This is a genomic window from Mangrovimonas xylaniphaga (assembly GCF_001280435.1).
GTDB lineage: Bacteria > Bacteroidota > Bacteroidia > Flavobacteriales > Flavobacteriaceae > Mangrovimonas_A > Mangrovimonas_A xylaniphaga.
Genome location: NZ_LBIP01000016.1, coordinates 103,224 through 120,183 on the forward strand (window position 1 = coordinate 103,224; position 16,960 = coordinate 120,183).

A 16,960-nucleotide genomic window follows, 5' to 3' on the forward strand; every position below is an offset into this window, starting at 1 on the left:
AAATAAGTGTACCGTTAACACTTGATTAACCTTTGTGAAATTGTTGTTAATTGAAGATTTTCACCAACAGCTCTTTTAATAGATCACCTTGAGGAATAGCATTGGCCCCCACCCCTTTACTTTTAACGTCAAAGTCCCGCAAGGTTTCTACAATGGCACTCACTTTTCGCATAGGAAAATTGCGTGCGGCTACGGTGTATTCGTTTACAAAATAAGGATTGATTTTTAAGGCTGAAGCCACATTTCTTGGATTTTTATCACTCAATCCGTGAAATTGCAATAACTGAGAAAAGAAACTGAACAGCAAGGATACCGTCATCACCATAGGGTTATCTTTTGGGTTATCTGCAAAATAGTTAACAATCTGAAAAGCCTTTAAAGTGTTACGTTCCCCTATTGCCTTTCTGAGCTCAAAATTGTTATAGTCCTTACTAATCCCTATATTTTCCTCAATCTGTTCCGCAGAAATCTCAGTACCCTTTGGAAGAATAATTTTAAGTTTATCCAGCTCGTTACTGATTTTGCTCAAATCGGTTCCTAAAAACTCCACCAACATTTGGGCGGCTTTTGGTGTAATACTGTAGTTCTGCCCAGAAAGCACACGTCTAATCCAATCGGCCACTTGGTTATCGTAAAGTTTTTTGCTTTCATAAACTACACCTGTCTTTTTAATGCTTTTATAAAGCGCTTTACGCTTATCGATTTTCTTGTACTTATAATTGAGCACCAAAACGGTTGAAGGCTGAGGATTTTCGGCATAAGCAGCCAACTTTTCAATTTGCCGTGCCAAGTCCTGGGCCTCTTTAACAATCACCACCTGGCGTTCTGCCATCATTGGGAAACGCTTGGCATTGCTCACAATATCATCTACAGAAATATCACGTCCATACAACACCATTTGGTTAAAGCCCTTCTCCTCTTCCGCAAGCACATTGTCTTCAATATAATCGGATATCTTATCTATATAATAAGGTTCTTCGCCCATTAAAAAATAGATAGGTTTTAAATTTCCGTTCCTAATATCTGTTACTATCTGTTTAACCTCGTCCAAAAGCGTAAAATTTCATGTATCCAAATGCCCATTGAAAAACTAAAGCCGGCATTTGGTATTTATTATATGTAGTGTATTTTTGAAAAAATTCAAGTGGCGCGCATGCAAAACCTAAACTTTCCAAAGTTTTCATTCCGTTTCAAAAGTAGCGAAAATAAAATTTCTATTTTCGATGAGATTCGTAAAAAATTCATCATTCTCCAACCCGAAGAATGGGTGCGCCAGCATTGCGTGCATTACCTGATGCAAGTGAAAAACTATCCCAAATCACTTATTAATGTTGAAAAGGAGCTGACCGTAAACAACTTGAAGAAACGCTACGATATTGTGGTATTCAACACAGACGGAAGCATTCACCTTATTGTGGAATGCAAAGCACCTTCTGTACCTATCAGTCAAGCTACCTTCGACCAAATTGCGAGATACAATTTAACCTTGGATGCCTCATTTTTGATGGTAACCAACGGAATTAATCATTATTATTGTCAAATGGATTTTGAAGAGGAGCGTTACACTTTTTTAAGAGAGCTCCCCTCCTATGATTCCAATCCCTCAACCCCCTGAAACCATTTCTGTGAGCACACGTATAGCTATTGTCATTTTAAACTGGAACGGAAAACAACTTTTGGAGCAATTTCTGCCTTCTGTGGTATCACATTCCCAAAGCGCTGACATTTATGTGGCCGATAATGCGTCTACGGATGATTCCGTAGCCTTTGTAAAAGCTAAATATCCAGAAATTACCATCATCCAAAATCAGGAAAATGGTGGCTATGCTAAAGGCTATAATGATGCTCTTAAACAGGTAGACGCTGATATTTTTTGCTTATTGAACAGTGATATTGAAGTGACCCCAAACTGGCTTCCTCCAATCATCACGGAGTTTGATAATAACTCGAACACCGCCATTGTACAACCAAAACTTCTAGATTACAAACGAAAAGATCACTTTGAATACGCAGGGGCCGCAGGAGGTTTTATTGATAAGTTCGGGTACCCCTTTTGCCGAGGTAGAATTTTTGAAACGGTTGAAGCCGATACAGGACAATACAGTGACAACACCGACATTTTTTGGGCTTCCGGCGCCTGTTTTTTTATTAGAAAAGAAGTCTTCAACACCTTAAATGGTTTTGATGAGGATTTTTTTGCCCATATGGAAGAAATCGATCTTTGCTGGCGCGCCTTCAATTTAGGGTACACCACTAAGTATATAGGTACTTCCACTGTTTATCATGTGGGAGGCGCCACACTTCAATCCAGCAACCCTAGGAAAACCTATCTTAATTTTAGGAACAGCCTCTACACCCTTACCAAAAATGCCAGCGGACCAATTTTTATATTGGTTTTTACACGTTTGGTTTTAGATGGCATTGCTGCCCTTAAATTTTTGTTTGAATTAAAATTCAAACATATTTTATCCATTTTAAAAGCGCATTTCAGCTACTATGCCCACTTACCCCAATTAATTAAACAGCGTAACCAAATCACCCAGCAAAAGCACTACTATAAATACACTTCGATACTTACGAGATACTATATTAAAGGACAGAAAACATATATGTGATTTCCCACATTAACCTTGATTTAACTCTCAAAAAAAAAGTAGTTTTTAGTTTACACACCATAAATCAACTAAAAAAACAACCATGAAAAAACTACTACTTTTATTTTGCTTTGCAGCATTTGGAACTACCAATACTATTGGCCAAACAACTTTTGGATGGGAAACAGCTCCAAGTGGCGCAGCTAAAACTAAGTCGGAAACTATAGATGGTATTACCATTACCGGTTCTTGTCGTGATGGAAATGTTACCTTAGGCTCGAGTAGCCCCCATGGAGGTTCTGGAAAATTTTTCCATTCACAATACACAAATTCCACAGAATTCAGCTTCAACACCCCAGTGAATTTAATTTCCATAATTGCAATGAGCTATTCGGATCCTGACATCACATATACATTTACGCCTTTCGGTGGAGACAACACACCGGTTATAGTAACCTTAGACTATCATCACGCCACTGTTGAATTAAATTGGGAAGGTGTAACGTCCTTTACTATATCCTCTGAAGCAAAAGAATTTGCTTGGTTTGATGATATAATAGTAGAAAACACCTCCTTAAGTTCTCCTGATTTATCAATGGAAGAAATAACCGTTTACCCAAGCCCAGCATATTCTACCTTATACTTAAAAGGACTTACAGCTATCACTATCTCAAAAATTTACAATAGTTTAGGTCAATTGGTATTGAGCACTACTGCTTCAGAAATAAATATAGAACCGCTTACCAACGGTGTTTATATTTTAAAAGTAACCACCGATAAAGGAAACTTCGCAAAACAATTTATAAAACAGTAAAAACAACCTAAAGTCATTTGTAACTACCAAACGTACCGTTTCCTTATTAGAACCGGTGAACTTTTAAATCAAAACCCAATCCCATGAAAAAACTTACTTTTTTGTTCTTATCACTAGCCATTCAAACAACAGCCACATTATCACAAACAACTTTTGATTGGGAAACGCTCCCTTCTCCAGTTGGATCCACATCCTTAAGCGAGACAAGAGATGGTATAACTGTAACTTTTTCAGACTCCAACTCATCAAAAGAAGTTGTATCCTTAGCTAATATTTCATATGGTGGATCTGGAAATTGTATTTTTAGCAATAACTCAAGTAGTGTTGTATTTACTTTTGACACAGCCGTAAATGTCATTTCGATTCTTGCCATGAATGGTAATCCACCTGAAACTTATACATTTACTCCTACAGGAGGTACAAATACACCTGTAGTTGTTGAATTTACAGGCAATGCTTCCGAAGTATCGCTTAAATGGACTGGCATAACCTCATTTACAGTAACTGCAAATCAGCCTACTCCTATTATTTTTGATAACTTAGTCGTTACAACTGAAGCTTTGAGTATACCCAAATTATCAGCGGAACAAGTAACTATTTATCCAAACCCAACGGCCTCCATCATATACATTAAAGGTGTTACTAATATCACTTCATCAGAAATATACAACAATTTAGGACAATTAGTATTGAGTAACACTGAAGCAGAAATCAATGTTGAAGACCTTACCGCTGGTGTTTATATTTTAAAAGTAACCACCGACAAAGGCAATTTCACTAGACAATTTGTAAAAGAGTAACACCAATTTCTAAAAGATTAAGACAAATGAACTCAAAAAAAGGATAACAAAAAGCAGGAGTCAAACTAATAATCAAAAAAGTTGGACGGTTTTAATATTTTTATACCCATTAACATTAATTTAACCTTCAAGCCTTTTTTAATTTTTAGTTTCGGTTTCAGAATTTTTTAAGTGTGTGTCATACATTTATATTTTTTTGATTATTAATTTAACATTATAAAGGTTTTCGGTTCAGGTAATATTTTGAACTAAATAAGAGCTAAATGTAGTTACCTTTACCTTTAACAGAAGCAGGGATTTTTTACAAAAGTTTAATCTTAGCAGTAACAACTCAACCAACCTTGCTTTTAGCCAGACCACTTCATATTTTGAAGCCGGTTTGGCTTTTTTTTCGCCCTCATATTTTGTTTATAAATTTTGTTAAACTTTTTGTTAACTTATTCCCAAACGAAAATTCTTTTCTATAATTTTGGGACGTTAAATTAACAACGAATAATCACGGACAATTATGAAAAAACTAATGTTATTGAGTGCTTCGGCCATGTTGCTTTTCGGATCTTGTGTATCTAAAAAAGAATATGCCGCACTTGAAGCCAAACACAAAGAAACTGAGGACTTATTAAATAGCGCAACCGTAAAACTAAACAGCTGTCTTTCAGACAAAGCAGCAGCCACTGCTCGTTTAGAAGGGATGCAAGAACAACTTGCCGACTTGCGCAGAACCAACCAAGACTTGATTGATACTAAAGGAAATTTGACAACCTTAACCCAAAAAGGTGCTGAAAATCTTGAGAAATCATTGGAAAGTCTAAAAGAAAAGGATTTAAAAATCACGCGTCTTCAAGAAGCGTTAACCAAAAAGGACAGTGTCACTCTTGCCATTGTATCTAGCTTGAAAAAAGAAGTAGGTATTAACGATCCAGACATTGAAATCAATGTTGAAAAAGGAGTTGTATTTATTTCTATTGCAGACAAATTGTTATTCCAAAGCGGAAGCTACAATGTAACTTCAAGAGCTAAAGAAGTTTTAGCTAAAGTTGCTAAAGTTATCAACAGCAAGCCAAACTTTGAAGCTATGGTAGAAGCCCATACCGATAATGTACCTTACCAAAGAGGGGTGTTATTGGATAACTGGGATTTAAGTGTGAAGCGTGCAACTTCTGTGGTAAGAGTATTGGAAAGCTTAGACGTAAACCCACAACAGCTTATTGCTGCTGGACGTGCCGAATTCGTGCCTTTAGCTTCTAACGATACTTCTGAAGACAGAGCTAAAAATAGACGTACAAGAATTGTTGTACTTCCAAAAATTGATCAGTTCTACGACATGATCGAGGAAGAAATGAAAAACCTTAGTAACGAAGGTTAATTCTTCAAAACATTATAAATTACAAGCCCACCAAATGGTGGGCTTTTTTTGTTAATCTTCTTTTATAAAGTCGAAAAAACGACTAATTTAAACCTCACAAAAACAGATAATTATCTTCTATCCGTTCTTTTTGTGAAGTTTGTCTTACGAGGAATTTAAATTTTATCCATTAAACGATTAAAATCGGTAATTAAAAGAAAAACAGCACTTTATAATTTCGCATCACTTATATTTATAAGACCCAAAGCTACCTTTGTTTTTTCTAAGAACTAAAACTGTAAATGCCTGCTTCTAATTTATTTAACCCATGGAACAAGCATTACCCTATCGTTTTAAAAGACGTTCAAAAAACCATTTCGATTGGTTATTAAATGTTATCAAATCTGAAAAGTACCATGAAGCCGAATCTATCATTGTAGAACACACCTACAACAAGATGTCCAGTTCAGCACAAAACTTCAATAAGAGCAGTGTTTTTTGAACTTTTTCAGTGTATTTCTTCTACATAACAAAGCCCTTAGTTGTCCGTTAAATTATTAACCGTACAACCCATTTGTTACGCCCATACTCCAACAATAGAATTCTAAAATATTTCAAGAGATCCTTTTCCCTCTCTAACAATAAGAGGTTCTTCTTCTGAAAAATCTATAACCGTAGAGGCCTCATTATCCCCATAACCACCATCTATAACAAGATCTACCAAATTATCCCACTTTTCATGAATCAATTCTGGATCAGTAGTATACTCCAAAATCTCATCATCATCACGAATAGAGGTTGAAATGATGGGATTCCCCAACTGCCTCACAATTTCCAAAGCAATATTATTAGCAGGCACCCTTATCCCTACGGTTTTCTTTTTCTTAAAGACAGACGGAAGTGTTTTAGCACCTGGAAGAATAAAGGTATAAGGCCCAGGCAAGGCCCTTTTCAAAATTTTAAAGGTACTGGTATCTATTTGCTTTACATAATCGCTTAAATTGCTCAAATCCTCACATATAAATGAAAAGTTGGCCTTTTCAAGCTTCACTTTTTTTATTTTGGCTACACGCTCCAGTGCCTTCGTATTCATAATATCACATCCCAAACCATAAACTGTATCGGTAGGATAAATTATCAACCCGCCATTTTTAAGAACTTTGACTACTTTATCTATCTCTCTTGGGTTAGGATTTTCCTCATATATTCTAATAAACTGGGCCATTTTTCAAGTTTCTTATATCACTATAAAAGTAGTTAAATATTCCCAATAGAACCTGCCTAGAAAATATATTTAAACATCTGTAAATCAGTGATTTAAAAAAAATCACTATCTTTAATTGTATATCGCTCTCCTTAAGACAGATAATTGCCTCATTTCATTATTTAATAGCACTTAAAATGAAAGTAACCATTAAATAATTGAAATATGAACTCCGATAATGACAAAAAAGACACAAAGGTTTATCTCACTGTAGATACAAGTAAAATCAACTTAGGCAATGTAAATTTCACGGCCATATTTTCAGACAATAGAGACGATGTCTCCTATCCTGCAGGTGTCCCAAGTAAATTTATCTCCAAAGTCGACAAAAACAAATCTGTTACCTGGGAAGGCCTCCCAAAATATCCGGATTCCGGTGATACTGTCCAAATTATCTTGGTAGCACGAAAACCAGGAGATAGCGGGGGTGCCAAAATTTTAAAAAAATCTATAATCGAAGTAGATAGCCTCGGAAATGTTTCCGGAAAAATTCATGACAGTGATATAGAAGGAGAGGAAAACTATTATGTAGTGTTTACTGTCAATAATGATACTTCTAATCCCTATGTCTTAGATCCAAAACTAAAAATGACAGACAAAATATAATTTATTTTCAACATACTATATGCGCTTTAGTGTATTGAGAATTTGCATAACCCTGATATTGGTTGCAACATTCTTACAGACTGGGTTTTCTCAAAACCAAAAAACTGCTGATAGCTTAATTGCTGTCTACGAAACCAATGTGTCCAATCAAAACAACCTTTCTTTAATTTTCAAGATTATAAATGAATCATTAAATGCAGATACCAAACTAAAATTCTCAAACCTCCTCCTTGAAAAAGCTCCAAAAGACTCCTTAAAACTGCAGTATTCGGGCCATTTACAAAAAGCCAATGCCTTTAGTGAAAAAGCTGACTTTCCCGAAGCGCTGGAATGTTACTTTTCGAGTTTGAAATATGCAGAACAAACCAAAAACGACGCTTTTATTGGAGCTGCTCTAATTGGAATAGCCGACACCTACTCTATTGTAGAAAATCCATCCAACGCCCAAAAGTATTACCTAGAAGGAATCGAAAAATTAAAACATACCAATGATTCCATAAAACTAGGGTATGCCCTTTACAATTTGGGAGATCAATATTTAAAAACTGGCAATTCCAATGATGCACTTTCCTACACAAAAGAAGCTGGCAATATTTTTGAAAAATTAAATGACGTTAGAGCTTTAGCCTATGTAGATGGCAACCTAGGAAGAGTATATGCAGAAAAGGAAAAGGATGAACTTGCTTTAGAAAAAATAAACTCCGCTATCGTAACTCTTGAAAAATTTGAGGACTACTACCCTATATCAGAATTTCTAACTTACATGGCCGATATCTATTCAAAAAAGGGAGAGATAAAAAAAGCTTTAGCCTATGCCAACAAGAGCCTTCACCTTGCGCAAAAACACCAGCTCGATGAACAGTTAAGCGAAACCTACTTACAATTATCAAACCTTTATGAAGCGCAAGGAAATTTCAAGGATTCCCATTTTAATTTCAAACAACATATAGCCTATAGGGACAGTATTGCAAACTTAGAGAATATTCAAAAAATGTCTGCCCTAAGAACCGATTATGAGGTTTCAAAAAAAGAAGCCGAAGTTAATATCCTTCAAAAAGAAGCCGAAATATCCCAACTCAAAGCACGTCGGCAAAGAGCTGCCATTTATGCCACTGCCGCTATTATATTTTTGATTTCTCTTTTAGCATGGGGCCTTTACAGACGTTATAAATTCATTAATAAAACCAAAATCATTATTGAAAATGAAAAGAAACGATCAGATGACTTACTCAAAAACATTCTTCCCGAACAAACCGCCGAAGAACTCAAGCAACACGGCAAAGTAAAAGCTCAAAAAATTAAGCACGCTACAGTATTGTTTACCGATTTTGTAGGCTTTACAAGATATTCAGAACATCTACCCCCTCAGCAGTTGGTGGAAAGCATTGACTACTACTTTTCAAAATTTGATGAAATTATCGGTCGTTACCAATTGGAAAAAATAAAAACGGTGGGAGACGCTTATATGTGTGCTAGTGGATTGCACAACCATAGCAGCAACCATACTCATAACATGCTTTTGGCAGCAATGGATATTGTTGACTTTGTTAATCAAGCAAAAGCAACAAACACACAGTTAGCTTCCAATTTCGATATTCGTGTTGGAGTTAACACAGGGCCCGTGGTGGCCGGTGTGGTAGGTACCAAAAAATTTGCTTACGACATTTGGGGAGATACCGTAAATGTAGCCTCAAGAATGGAATCCTGCTCTCTACCAGGAAAAATCAATATTTCCCACAATACTTACAAAATTGTAAAAGACGAATTTCATTGCGAATATCGCGGCAAAGTTGAAGTAAAAAACAGAGGCATCATGAAAATGTATTTTGTCAATTCAAAAAACAACATTACTTCAAACCTTATGCCCCGACCAAACTAACAATTCACTAGCCTAAAAAACTTAAGCAACATTCCCATTTTACAAAAATCATAACTTAAGACATTTAAACTCTGTAACATCTTTCACTTTTTGGAGTCTTAAATACATGAGGGTTTTCATTTTTATAATAGTTTTCATCTTTGGGCTTCAAACAGCGTTTGCCAATTTGGCTATCAATCAGGTCTCCTTTCCTCAAGCTGAAATCCTCAATCAATATACCTCCCGCATCCCTTTTCAACTTATCGACAACCTTATTGTAGTAAAGGCGGAATTGATGGGAAAGAAGGGGAATTTCATTATCGATACAGGCTCTGAGGCCCTTATCCTCAATAAAGTTCATTTCCCTCAAAAATATGCCCACAACAGAAAGCGTCAAGAAATGACTGGGGTTGTAAGCATTATTGACAACCCTTTTGAAAGAAAGCTCAATTCTTTTGTCATTGAAAATCTTGTTTTGGAAAACCAAACTTCAGATATCATTGACTTGTCCCATATTGAAACTTCAAAGAAAATGAAACTCTTAGGAGTGATTGGTTATAGTATTTTGAAAGATTACGAAATTTTTGTCGACCTATATCTTAACCAAATTACCTTATCCAAAACTGATAACAAAGGAGTTAAATTAGATCCTCGCGGCTATTTGGAAAAAATAGTTGATAGCGTTGGGTTTAAATTGAAAAACCACACCATTGTGGTAAATGCCTCCATCAATGGGCAACCTTTAACGTTTGGAGTGGATACAGCTGCCGAAGTCAACCAAATTAATAACAAAGCCTCCCGAAAAGCCTTAAAGTATTTCCACCCCAAGGGACGCCTAATGCTTACAGGGGCCAGTAATAAACAAATTGAAGTTTTGGCAGGAAATTTGCACCGTGTTAAACTAAGTGAAACTGTTTACCTAGGACCGATGCAAACCATTGTAACAAATTTAGACAATCTCAACAAAGCCTTCGGGACAACTTTGGACGGCATTTTGGGATATGAATTTTTCAAACAAAAACGAACAATCATCAATTATAAAAAAGAAAAACTTTACTTTGTACAATATCCATTACAACGGCATTGAGAAAAATTGTTCATTATATTGCGTTTATCCTGCTCATACTAGTGGGCACAAGCGCTCTTTGCCAAAACCAAAACGTGAAAGGATATAGAATTGAAGGCGACGAGGTTGTGTTCACATTCAACAGAAACGACTACCAATCTGTATCTCCCGACGGTTTTAAACCCTCCATCCCTTTTGAAAACCTCACTATCGATAATGTCGTGGTTGCTGGACAATTCAACAATTGGTCGATGCATCGATGGAAAATGAAGAAAGTGGATGAGAACACCTACGAACTTCGTAAGAAACTCAGCGACTTTACAGATGCCTTTTCATGGGAATTTAAATTTGTCATTAACCATGAATATTGGGCCGAACCTTCTGCTCAGGTAAGCAACACGGTACAAGCCACTAAAGATGGCTACCATCTTAACGTACTTAATCTAAACCTTTTTACAGGCGCCTACCCTTCAAAAGATGGCAATGTTAGATTCAGGCTGAAAGGTCATGAAGATGCCAAAGAAGTGATTTTATCCGGCTCTTTCAACAAGTGGAACGAGCATGCCTTTAAAATGTATAAAATTGATGGAGGCTGGGAAATTATCCTGCAACTAAGACCAAACGATTATCAATACCGCTACATTGTTGATGGCCTTTGGATGGAAGACCCTACAAATCCAGACAGAGTCACCAATGAGTTTGGCGAATACAATTCCCATATCAGCATTAAGGAGAATGTTACGTTTATTCTTAACGGCTATCCTAATGCAGAAAAAGTAATTTTAGCGGGCTCTTTTAATGATTGGAATGAACAGCAAATTGAAATGAGCAAAACTAAAACTGGATGGACCGCAACCATACTCCTTTCAGGAGGAAAGCACCATTACAAATACATTGTAGATGGCAACTGGATCGTAGATCCAGACAATCCTGTAAAGGAATACGATGACCACGGCTACATCAATTCTGTGATGATGGTAAAATAACTATCCTAGCATTTTCAATTTTGCAAAGCGGAGTAATAATTTTTTAACCCCACCTACTTCAAAATTGATTTCCGCTTTGGTGTCGGCACCTTGTCCTTCAATCTTCAAGACCTCTCCTTTTCCAAATCGCATGTGCTCTACAATGTTGCCCACAGTAAGCTCCCCATCAAATAAATTGGTCACTTCATTCTCTTTAGCTTTTGCCATCGGCTTCAATTTGGCAGGCGGAATAAACTTAGGCGGCTGCTTTTCTGACATCTTTTTCATTGGAGGCTTTTTGAACCTTACCTTATTAGGTGGCACGTCTCCAAAAATATCCGCATCCAACATTGGATTAAAGCGTTGTTCTTGAACCGGAGTCAAGATTTCCAAATATTGATCATCGATTTCCTCAATAAACCTACTCGGCTCGGCATCTACCAATTTCCCCCATCGATAACGCGAAACTGTATAGGTTAAATATGCCTGCTTCTCTGCCCTAGTAAGCGCCACATAAAACAGACGGCGTTCTTCTTCCAAATCGCTTCTGGAATTCGAGCTCATAGCACTCGGAAACAGGTCTTCCTCCATCCCAACGATATACACATAAGGAAATTCCAATCCTTTTGCCAAGTGAATGGTCATTAACGCGACTTTATCATCATCCTCATTGTCTTTGTCCATATCGGTTGCCAATGCAACATCCTCCAAAAACTCAGTCAATGATCCCGTAGCATCTGCCAATTCCTTTTGACCTTCAACGAAATCCTTAATACCATTTAAAAGCTCCTCGATGTTCTCCATTTTGGCAACACCTTCAGGAGTGCCATCTTTATTGAATTCCTTAATCAATCCAGTCACCTTGGTAATGTGCTCGGCCAATTCAAAAGCATTAGCCGTTTGGTTCATCACCTGAAAACTCTCAAGCATTAAAACGAAATCACGTAATTTCCCTTTAGTTCCAGAATTAATCTTCAAATCAACTTTATCCAAGTTTTGCATCACCTCAAACATGGAGCGCTTGTAGCCATTGGCAGCTACCAATAACCGATCAACCGTTGTTTGTCCAATTCCCCTAGGCGGGAAATTGATGACTCTTTTTAAAGCTTCCTCATCCGCCGGATTGATTACCAAACGTAAATAAGAAAGAATATCCTTGATTTCCTTACGCTGATAGAAGGACAGCCCTCCGTAGATACGATAAGGAATATCACGTTTTCTCAATGCGTCTTCCATAGCTCTAGACTGCGCATTGGTACGATATAAAATTGCAAAATCACTGTTTTTGAGCTGTTCGTTCATTTTGTTTTCAAAAATAGAACTCGCAACATAACGCCCTTCGTCACCATCGGTCATCAAACGATTGACCTTGATTTTCCCTCCTTCATCATTGGCAGTCCAAACCACCTTATCCAATTTGGTTTGGTTTTTATCAATAATGGAATTGGCAGCGTTGACAATATTTTTTGTAGAACGGTAATTCTGCTCCAAACGGAACATTTTCACACCATCATAATCCTTCTGGAAGTTCAAAATATTGTTGATATTGGCTCCCCTAAAAGCATAGATACTCTGCGCATCATCCCCTACCACACAAATATTTTGGAATCGATCGGACAAGGCCCTTACAATCAAATACTGGGAATGGTTGGTATCTTGATACTCATCTACTAAAATATAGCGGAAGCGATCTTGATACTTTGCCAACACATCTGGAAATCTCGTTAAGAGTTCATTGGTTTTCAACAACAAATCGTCAAAATCCATAGCGCCCGCCTTAAAACAGCGCTCTACATAGTTCCTGTAAATCTCTCCCAACTTTGGCCTTCTTGCTGCAGCATCAGATTCCATAAGTTCAGGGTTATTGAAATAGGCCTTAACCGTAATAAGGTTGTTTTTATAAGAAGAAATTCTAGAACGAATCTGTTTCGCTTTATAAACATCCTTATCAAGTCCCATTTCCCTGATAATGGAACCAATCAGTTTATCAGAATCCTGAGCGTCATAAATGGTAAAATTGCTTGGATAACCCAATCTATCGGCTTCAAAACGCAGGATTTTGGCAAAAATGGAGTGGAATGTTCCCATCCATAGGTTTTTGGCCTCACTTTGCCCAACAATTGTGGCAATACGTTCTTTCATCTCACGCGCTGCCTTATTGGTAAAGGTCAAGGACAATATATTGAAGGGATCGACCCCTTGGCTCATTAAATAGGCAATCCTATAGGTTAGTACCCTTGTTTTGCCAGATCCGGCTCCAGCAATCACTATCATTGGCCCATCCTTTTGAATGGTTGGGGCTAACTGTGCTTCATTCAGCTGACTTAAATACTTCTCCAAAGTTTCTGATTTTTTTCCGGCGTGAAATTAACCAATGTCTAAGTTTTAGTCGGTCAGATTTATTAATAATTATAAACAATGCGGAATAATTTCTAGGTTTTATGCTTTCGTTTGTGGTTTACCATGGTTTTCAGCAAACCATCTTTGGCATTGATCCAAACATAATTAAACACCGATTTGGTTTTGTTTCTTTCAATCCCCTCTTTATGGCCCTCCCTAAAATGATCGGGCAACCTATCGCTATCCTTGGCCACTAGAGTATTCAACAAACCCGACAATAGCTTGTTTGGGGTTGAACCATCCTTTTTCAAGGCAATAATTTGAAAGTCTTCATATTTGGCACGCATATCCACTTGCGACACATTGGTATTTCCCCAAATGGTAAAGTACAATTGCTCAATTTCCCCTTCAAACTTGATCCGTAGGTTAGGTTCTGAAAATTTATTGACATCATGCACCTTCAACCTATCCAATTCTGCTTGAAATATGAATGTCCCATCAGGATCGTTTACATCAAAATTCCAGTGAACCTTCAAAGGCGCATGTTCCATAAAATTGGCTTCAACTTCAATCTCTGTTTTTATTGGAGCTTCATAGGTATTGCTCACATTGGCAATGTCGGCATTCAAATTTGAAAAGGTAATCTTTCCTCCATGATTATCTTGTTTCACGCGTTCAGAATAAGCAACAGACGCATTTTTAATTTGAAGAGAATCAATAGTCAAATCAAAACTCAAATCCCGAAGCATCTCATTGTAGAGCGGTTTTATTTTGGGGTCGTCTGCCACGAGTTTATCTCTAAAAAAATCCACTTGAGGGTTTAAGATTTCCATCTTTGGACTTGAAAAAGACACCCTTCCACTATCTCCAACACCTATTTTGTAATCTTTCAATGTTACGGATTCAAACACCACATCCGCAAAATCCCTCTCTACAGGAATATGCTTGGAAAGCTCATACTTTGAGTATTTTGAAAAGATCCTAACATTTTCAAAAGCCATATCTTGTTGGGATAATTTAGAAGGTCCAACCGCCATGTTCTCGAAGGGACCAATAGTGTAGAACAGAGAATCGAAAGCCATTTGATAGCCCTCATAATCTACTGGAATCTTTTGCCGCAAAACAGTCTCATCGACAAACACTTTGTCCAAACCGAAATCTAAATCGGATACATGAAGAAGTATGGAATCTGTTTCGGTATTCACTATTTCAATTCCTGCCTTGCTTATATCCAGCCTTCCTAGATTCACCCTATAATTAAATACTTTTGGCTCTTCCTGAACTTCCTTAACAGAATCTGGATTTTGAAGTTTGAAATAAGTCAATTGTGGACGAACCAATTGAATATTTCCAATATCAATATTGTCATTGAACAAATATGCCCAATAACCAATATCATTAACTGAAAGAGAGTCCAAACGTAGCTTCAAGAGTGGCTCTTTGGAAGTTTCATTAAAGTTTTCCAACTCAATACCTTCAAGAGTAGCCGCCCCTTTCCAAAGGTCCAAGTCCAAATTGGAATACTTTAATTTAACGGTTTCAGGCAAAGAACTTGAAAGATAATCCTCTACCTTTTCTTTCACCACCGAATTGACTTTACTAGCTGCCCAAGCAGCCAACACAACGACAGTCAAAAGAACTATCAATTTGATTTTCTTGCCTTTACCCATACATTAAAGATATCATTTTAGAACCATATTTTTTAAATATCTTTACAAAAAACCCTTTATGAACATTCTGTTATTTGCCCTTGCCGACATTCGTTGGTGGATGTGGATTCTTATTGCCTTATTCCTTGTAGCCATTAGGGATATTTTCATTCAAAAAAAACATACCATTAGCCACAACTTCCCTATTGTTGGTCATTTAAGATACCTTTTGGAAAGCATCGGCCCAGAAATGCGGCAATATTTTGTCGCCAACAACAGAGAGGAACTTCCTTTTAACAGAATTGAAAGAAGCTGGATCTACGCGTCAGCCAAAAAAGAAAACAACTACGAAGGGTTTGGAACCGATAGGGACATTTATGCCCACCAACACATCTTTATCAATAATGCCATGATTCCTTTTAAGATTGAAAAAGATCATCCAAATGCCATTGATAAAACATTTTTGCCTTGCGCCAAAGTCATGGGCGCATACAACCAACGCAAAAAACCATACCGTCCCGCCTCTATAATCAATGTCTCTGCTATGAGTTTTGGTTCGCTTTCCGCAAAAGCCATCGAATCCCTCAATAAAGGGGTACATATTGCAGGTGCCTACCACAACACTGGTGAAGGTGGTTTGTCTCCATATCATTGTCAAGGTGGTGATGTCATTTTCCATTTTGGAACCGGTTATTTTGGAGTTCGGGACAAGCAGGGTAATTTTTCCTTAAAAAAATTGGTGAAATTGGTCAAGGACAACCCGCATATCAAGGCCATTGAAATCAAGTTGTCCCAGGGCGCAAAACCAGGAAAAGGCGGCGTTTTACCCGCAGCAAAAATATCTAAGGAAATATCTGAAATACGCCATGTAGAAATGGGCAAGGATGTGCTTTCGCCTCCTAATCATTCGGCCTTCTCCAATGTTTCTGAACTTTATGATTTTATTGAAACCATCGCAGAAGCTACAGGTCTTCCTGTGGGCATTAAAGCTGCTATTGGGAAATTGGAACAATGGGAAGAATTGGCCGACCTAATGCTTGAAAAAGGTCATGGCCCTGACTTTATCACCGTAGATGGCGGTGAAGGTGGCACGGGTGCTGCCCCTCCAAGTTTCGCCGATCATGTTTCATTGCCTTGGGTATATGGTTTCACCGATTTGTATAAACTTTTCAAAAGTAAAGGCCTCACCGATCGCATTGTATTTATTGGCAGTGGTAAACTGGGCTTTCCCGCCAAAGCCGCTATGGCCTTTGCCATGGGGGCCGATTGTATTAACGTAGCAAGGGAAGCCATGATGAGCATTGGTTGTATTCAAGCTCAAATTTGTCACACCAACCGTTGCCCAAGTGGGGTGGCCACACAGAACAAATGGCTTCAAAATGGCATAAACGTCCCTTTAAAATCAGAGCGATTGGGACAGTATTTTAAAACCTTCCGAAAGGAATTTATTGAAATCACCCATGCTGCAGGTTACGAGCATCCCTGCCAATTTAAAATGACTGATGTAGATGTGAATGTAGATGACCGCAATCTTTCCGAAGAATTAAAATACACTTACCATTACGAAAAAACTCCCGTCCCATTTAAAAGTATGCAAGATTTAAAAGATTGTCTATATTTGGGCGGACATTACCATAACAAATAACCCTAATTCGCTAT

15 protein-coding genes are annotated in these 16,960 nt (G+C 37.5%); 11 read left to right on the plus strand and 4 right to left on the minus strand.

Annotated elements, in window-relative coordinates:
- Nucleotides 1–46: 46 nt before the first annotated feature.
- Nucleotides 47–1,051 (minus strand): DNA polymerase III subunit delta, encoded by a 1,005-nt coding sequence (holA, locus tag ZA06_RS09185; protein ID WP_053977176.1) that lies wholly within the window; start codon nt 1,049–1,051, stop codon nt 47–49.
- A 102-nt stretch (nt 1,052–1,153) separates the two neighbouring features.
- Between holA and ZA06_RS09190 the strand changes: the two genes are divergently transcribed.
- From ZA06_RS09190 to ZA06_RS16925, 6 genes are all read left to right on the plus strand, one after another.
- Nucleotides 1,154–1,615, plus strand: coding sequence for a type I restriction enzyme HsdR N-terminal domain-containing protein (locus tag ZA06_RS09190; RefSeq protein WP_053977177.1), 462 nt, complete (start codon nt 1,154–1,156; stop codon nt 1,613–1,615).
- The gene (locus ZA06_RS09195; RefSeq protein ID WP_053977178.1) at nt 1,590–2,615 is read left to right on the plus strand and encodes a glycosyltransferase family 2 protein; all 1,026 of its coding nucleotides are present in this window, start codon (nt 1,590–1,592) and stop codon (nt 2,613–2,615) included. Before ZA06_RS09190 ends, ZA06_RS09195 begins: the two co-directional genes overlap by 26 nt.
- Before the next feature lie 82 nt (nt 2,616–2,697).
- Complete coding sequence (locus ZA06_RS09200) at nt 2,698–3,408, plus strand: T9SS type A sorting domain-containing protein (protein WP_053977179.1); 711 nt, start codon at nt 2,698–2,700, stop codon at nt 3,406–3,408.
- An 83-nt stretch (nt 3,409–3,491) separates the two neighbouring features.
- Nucleotides 3,492–4,208 carry a T9SS type A sorting domain-containing protein gene (locus ZA06_RS09205; RefSeq protein WP_053977180.1) on the plus strand — a complete coding sequence of 239 codons (717 nt, stop codon included), beginning with the start codon at nt 3,492–3,494 and terminating at the stop codon, nt 4,206–4,208.
- Nucleotides 4,209–4,716: 508 nt separating this feature from the next.
- A complete protein-coding gene (locus ZA06_RS09210) occupies nt 4,717–5,574 on the plus strand; it encodes an OmpA/MotB family protein (RefSeq protein WP_053977181.1) in 858 nt (285 codons plus the stop codon).
- Between the two features lie 307 nt (nt 5,575–5,881).
- Nucleotides 5,882–6,055, plus strand: a complete 174-nt coding sequence (locus ZA06_RS16925; protein WP_157503205.1) for a hypothetical protein — start codon at nt 5,882–5,884, stop codon at nt 6,053–6,055.
- A gap of 102 nt (nt 6,056–6,157) precedes the next feature.
- Here ZA06_RS16925 and ZA06_RS09215 read toward each other — a convergent pair whose 3' ends face one another.
- Entirely contained in the window at nt 6,158–6,778 is a 621-nt protein-coding gene (locus ZA06_RS09215; RefSeq protein WP_053977182.1) for an L-threonylcarbamoyladenylate synthase, read from the minus strand.
- A gap of 204 nt (nt 6,779–6,982) precedes the next feature.
- Between ZA06_RS09215 and ZA06_RS09220 the strand changes: the two genes are divergently transcribed.
- The 4 genes from ZA06_RS09220 to ZA06_RS09235 all read left to right on the plus strand — a co-directional run bounded on the left by ZA06_RS09220 (nt 6,983) and on the right by ZA06_RS09235 (nt 11,333).
- Entirely contained in the window at nt 6,983–7,423 is a 441-nt protein-coding gene (locus tag ZA06_RS09220) for a hypothetical protein (RefSeq protein WP_053977183.1), read from the plus strand.
- A gap of 58 nt (nt 7,424–7,481) precedes the next feature.
- Complete coding sequence (locus ZA06_RS09225; RefSeq protein WP_240472233.1) at nt 7,482–9,302, plus strand: adenylate/guanylate cyclase domain-containing protein; 1,821 nt, start codon at nt 7,482–7,484, stop codon at nt 9,300–9,302.
- 106 nt (nt 9,303–9,408) lie between these two features.
- The gene (locus ZA06_RS09230; RefSeq protein ID WP_053977185.1) at nt 9,409–10,368 is read left to right on the plus strand and encodes a retropepsin-like aspartic protease; all 960 of its coding nucleotides are present in this window, start codon (nt 9,409–9,411) and stop codon (nt 10,366–10,368) included.
- Nucleotides 10,369–10,442: 74 nt separating this feature from the next.
- Nucleotides 10,443–11,333 carry a hypothetical protein gene (locus tag ZA06_RS09235; RefSeq protein ID WP_157503207.1) on the plus strand — a complete coding sequence of 297 codons (891 nt, stop codon included), beginning with the start codon at nt 10,443–10,445 and terminating at the stop codon, nt 11,331–11,333.
- Here ZA06_RS09235 and ZA06_RS09240 read toward each other — a convergent pair whose 3' ends face one another.
- Complete coding sequence (locus ZA06_RS09240; RefSeq protein WP_053977187.1) at nt 11,334–13,652, minus strand: ATP-dependent helicase; 2,319 nt, start codon at nt 13,650–13,652, stop codon at nt 11,334–11,336.
- A gap of 92 nt (nt 13,653–13,744) precedes the next feature.
- Entirely contained in the window at nt 13,745–15,322 is a 1,578-nt protein-coding gene (locus tag ZA06_RS09245; protein WP_053977188.1) for an AsmA family protein, read from the minus strand.
- A 58-nt stretch (nt 15,323–15,380) separates the two neighbouring features.
- Here ZA06_RS09245 and ZA06_RS09250 point away from each other — a divergent pair, with 58 nt between their 5' ends.
- Nucleotides 15,381–16,946, plus strand: coding sequence for an FMN-binding glutamate synthase family protein (locus tag ZA06_RS09250; protein WP_053977189.1), 1,566 nt, complete (start codon nt 15,381–15,383; stop codon nt 16,944–16,946).
- The last annotated feature ends 14 nt before the right edge of the window (nt 16,947–16,960 follow it).

Bases quoted from the DNA above. Each gene is read 5' to 3' on its own strand.
- ZA06_RS09245 (WP_053977188.1), bottom strand. From the start codon at position 15,322: ATGGGTAAAGGCAAGAAAATCAAATTGATAGTTCTTTTGACTGTCGTT.
- ZA06_RS09200 (WP_053977179.1), top strand. From the start codon at position 2,698: ATGAAAAAACTACTACTTTTATTTTGCTTTGCAGCATTTGGAACTACC.
- ZA06_RS09205 (WP_053977180.1), top strand. From the start codon at position 3,492: ATGAAAAAACTTACTTTTTTGTTCTTATCACTAGCCATTCAAACAACA.
- ZA06_RS16925 (WP_157503205.1), top strand. From the start codon at position 5,882: ATGGAACAAGCATTACCCTATCGTTTTAAAAGACGTTCAAAAAACCAT.
- ZA06_RS09210 (WP_053977181.1), top strand. From the start codon at position 4,717: ATGAAAAAACTAATGTTATTGAGTGCTTCGGCCATGTTGCTTTTCGGA.
- ZA06_RS09250 (WP_053977189.1), top strand. From the start codon at position 15,381: ATGAACATTCTGTTATTTGCCCTTGCCGACATTCGTTGGTGGATGTGG.
- ZA06_RS09215 (WP_053977182.1), bottom strand. From the start codon at position 6,778: ATGGCCCAGTTTATTAGAATATATGAGGAAAATCCTAACCCAAGAGAG.
- ZA06_RS09220 (WP_053977183.1), top strand. From the start codon at position 6,983: ATGAACTCCGATAATGACAAAAAAGACACAAAGGTTTATCTCACTGTA.
- ZA06_RS09195 (WP_053977178.1), top strand. From the start codon at position 1,590: ATGATTCCAATCCCTCAACCCCCTGAAACCATTTCTGTGAGCACACGT.
- ZA06_RS09190 (WP_053977177.1), top strand. From the start codon at position 1,154: ATGCAAAACCTAAACTTTCCAAAGTTTTCATTCCGTTTCAAAAGTAGC.
- ZA06_RS09230 (WP_053977185.1), top strand. From the start codon at position 9,409: ATGAGGGTTTTCATTTTTATAATAGTTTTCATCTTTGGGCTTCAAACA.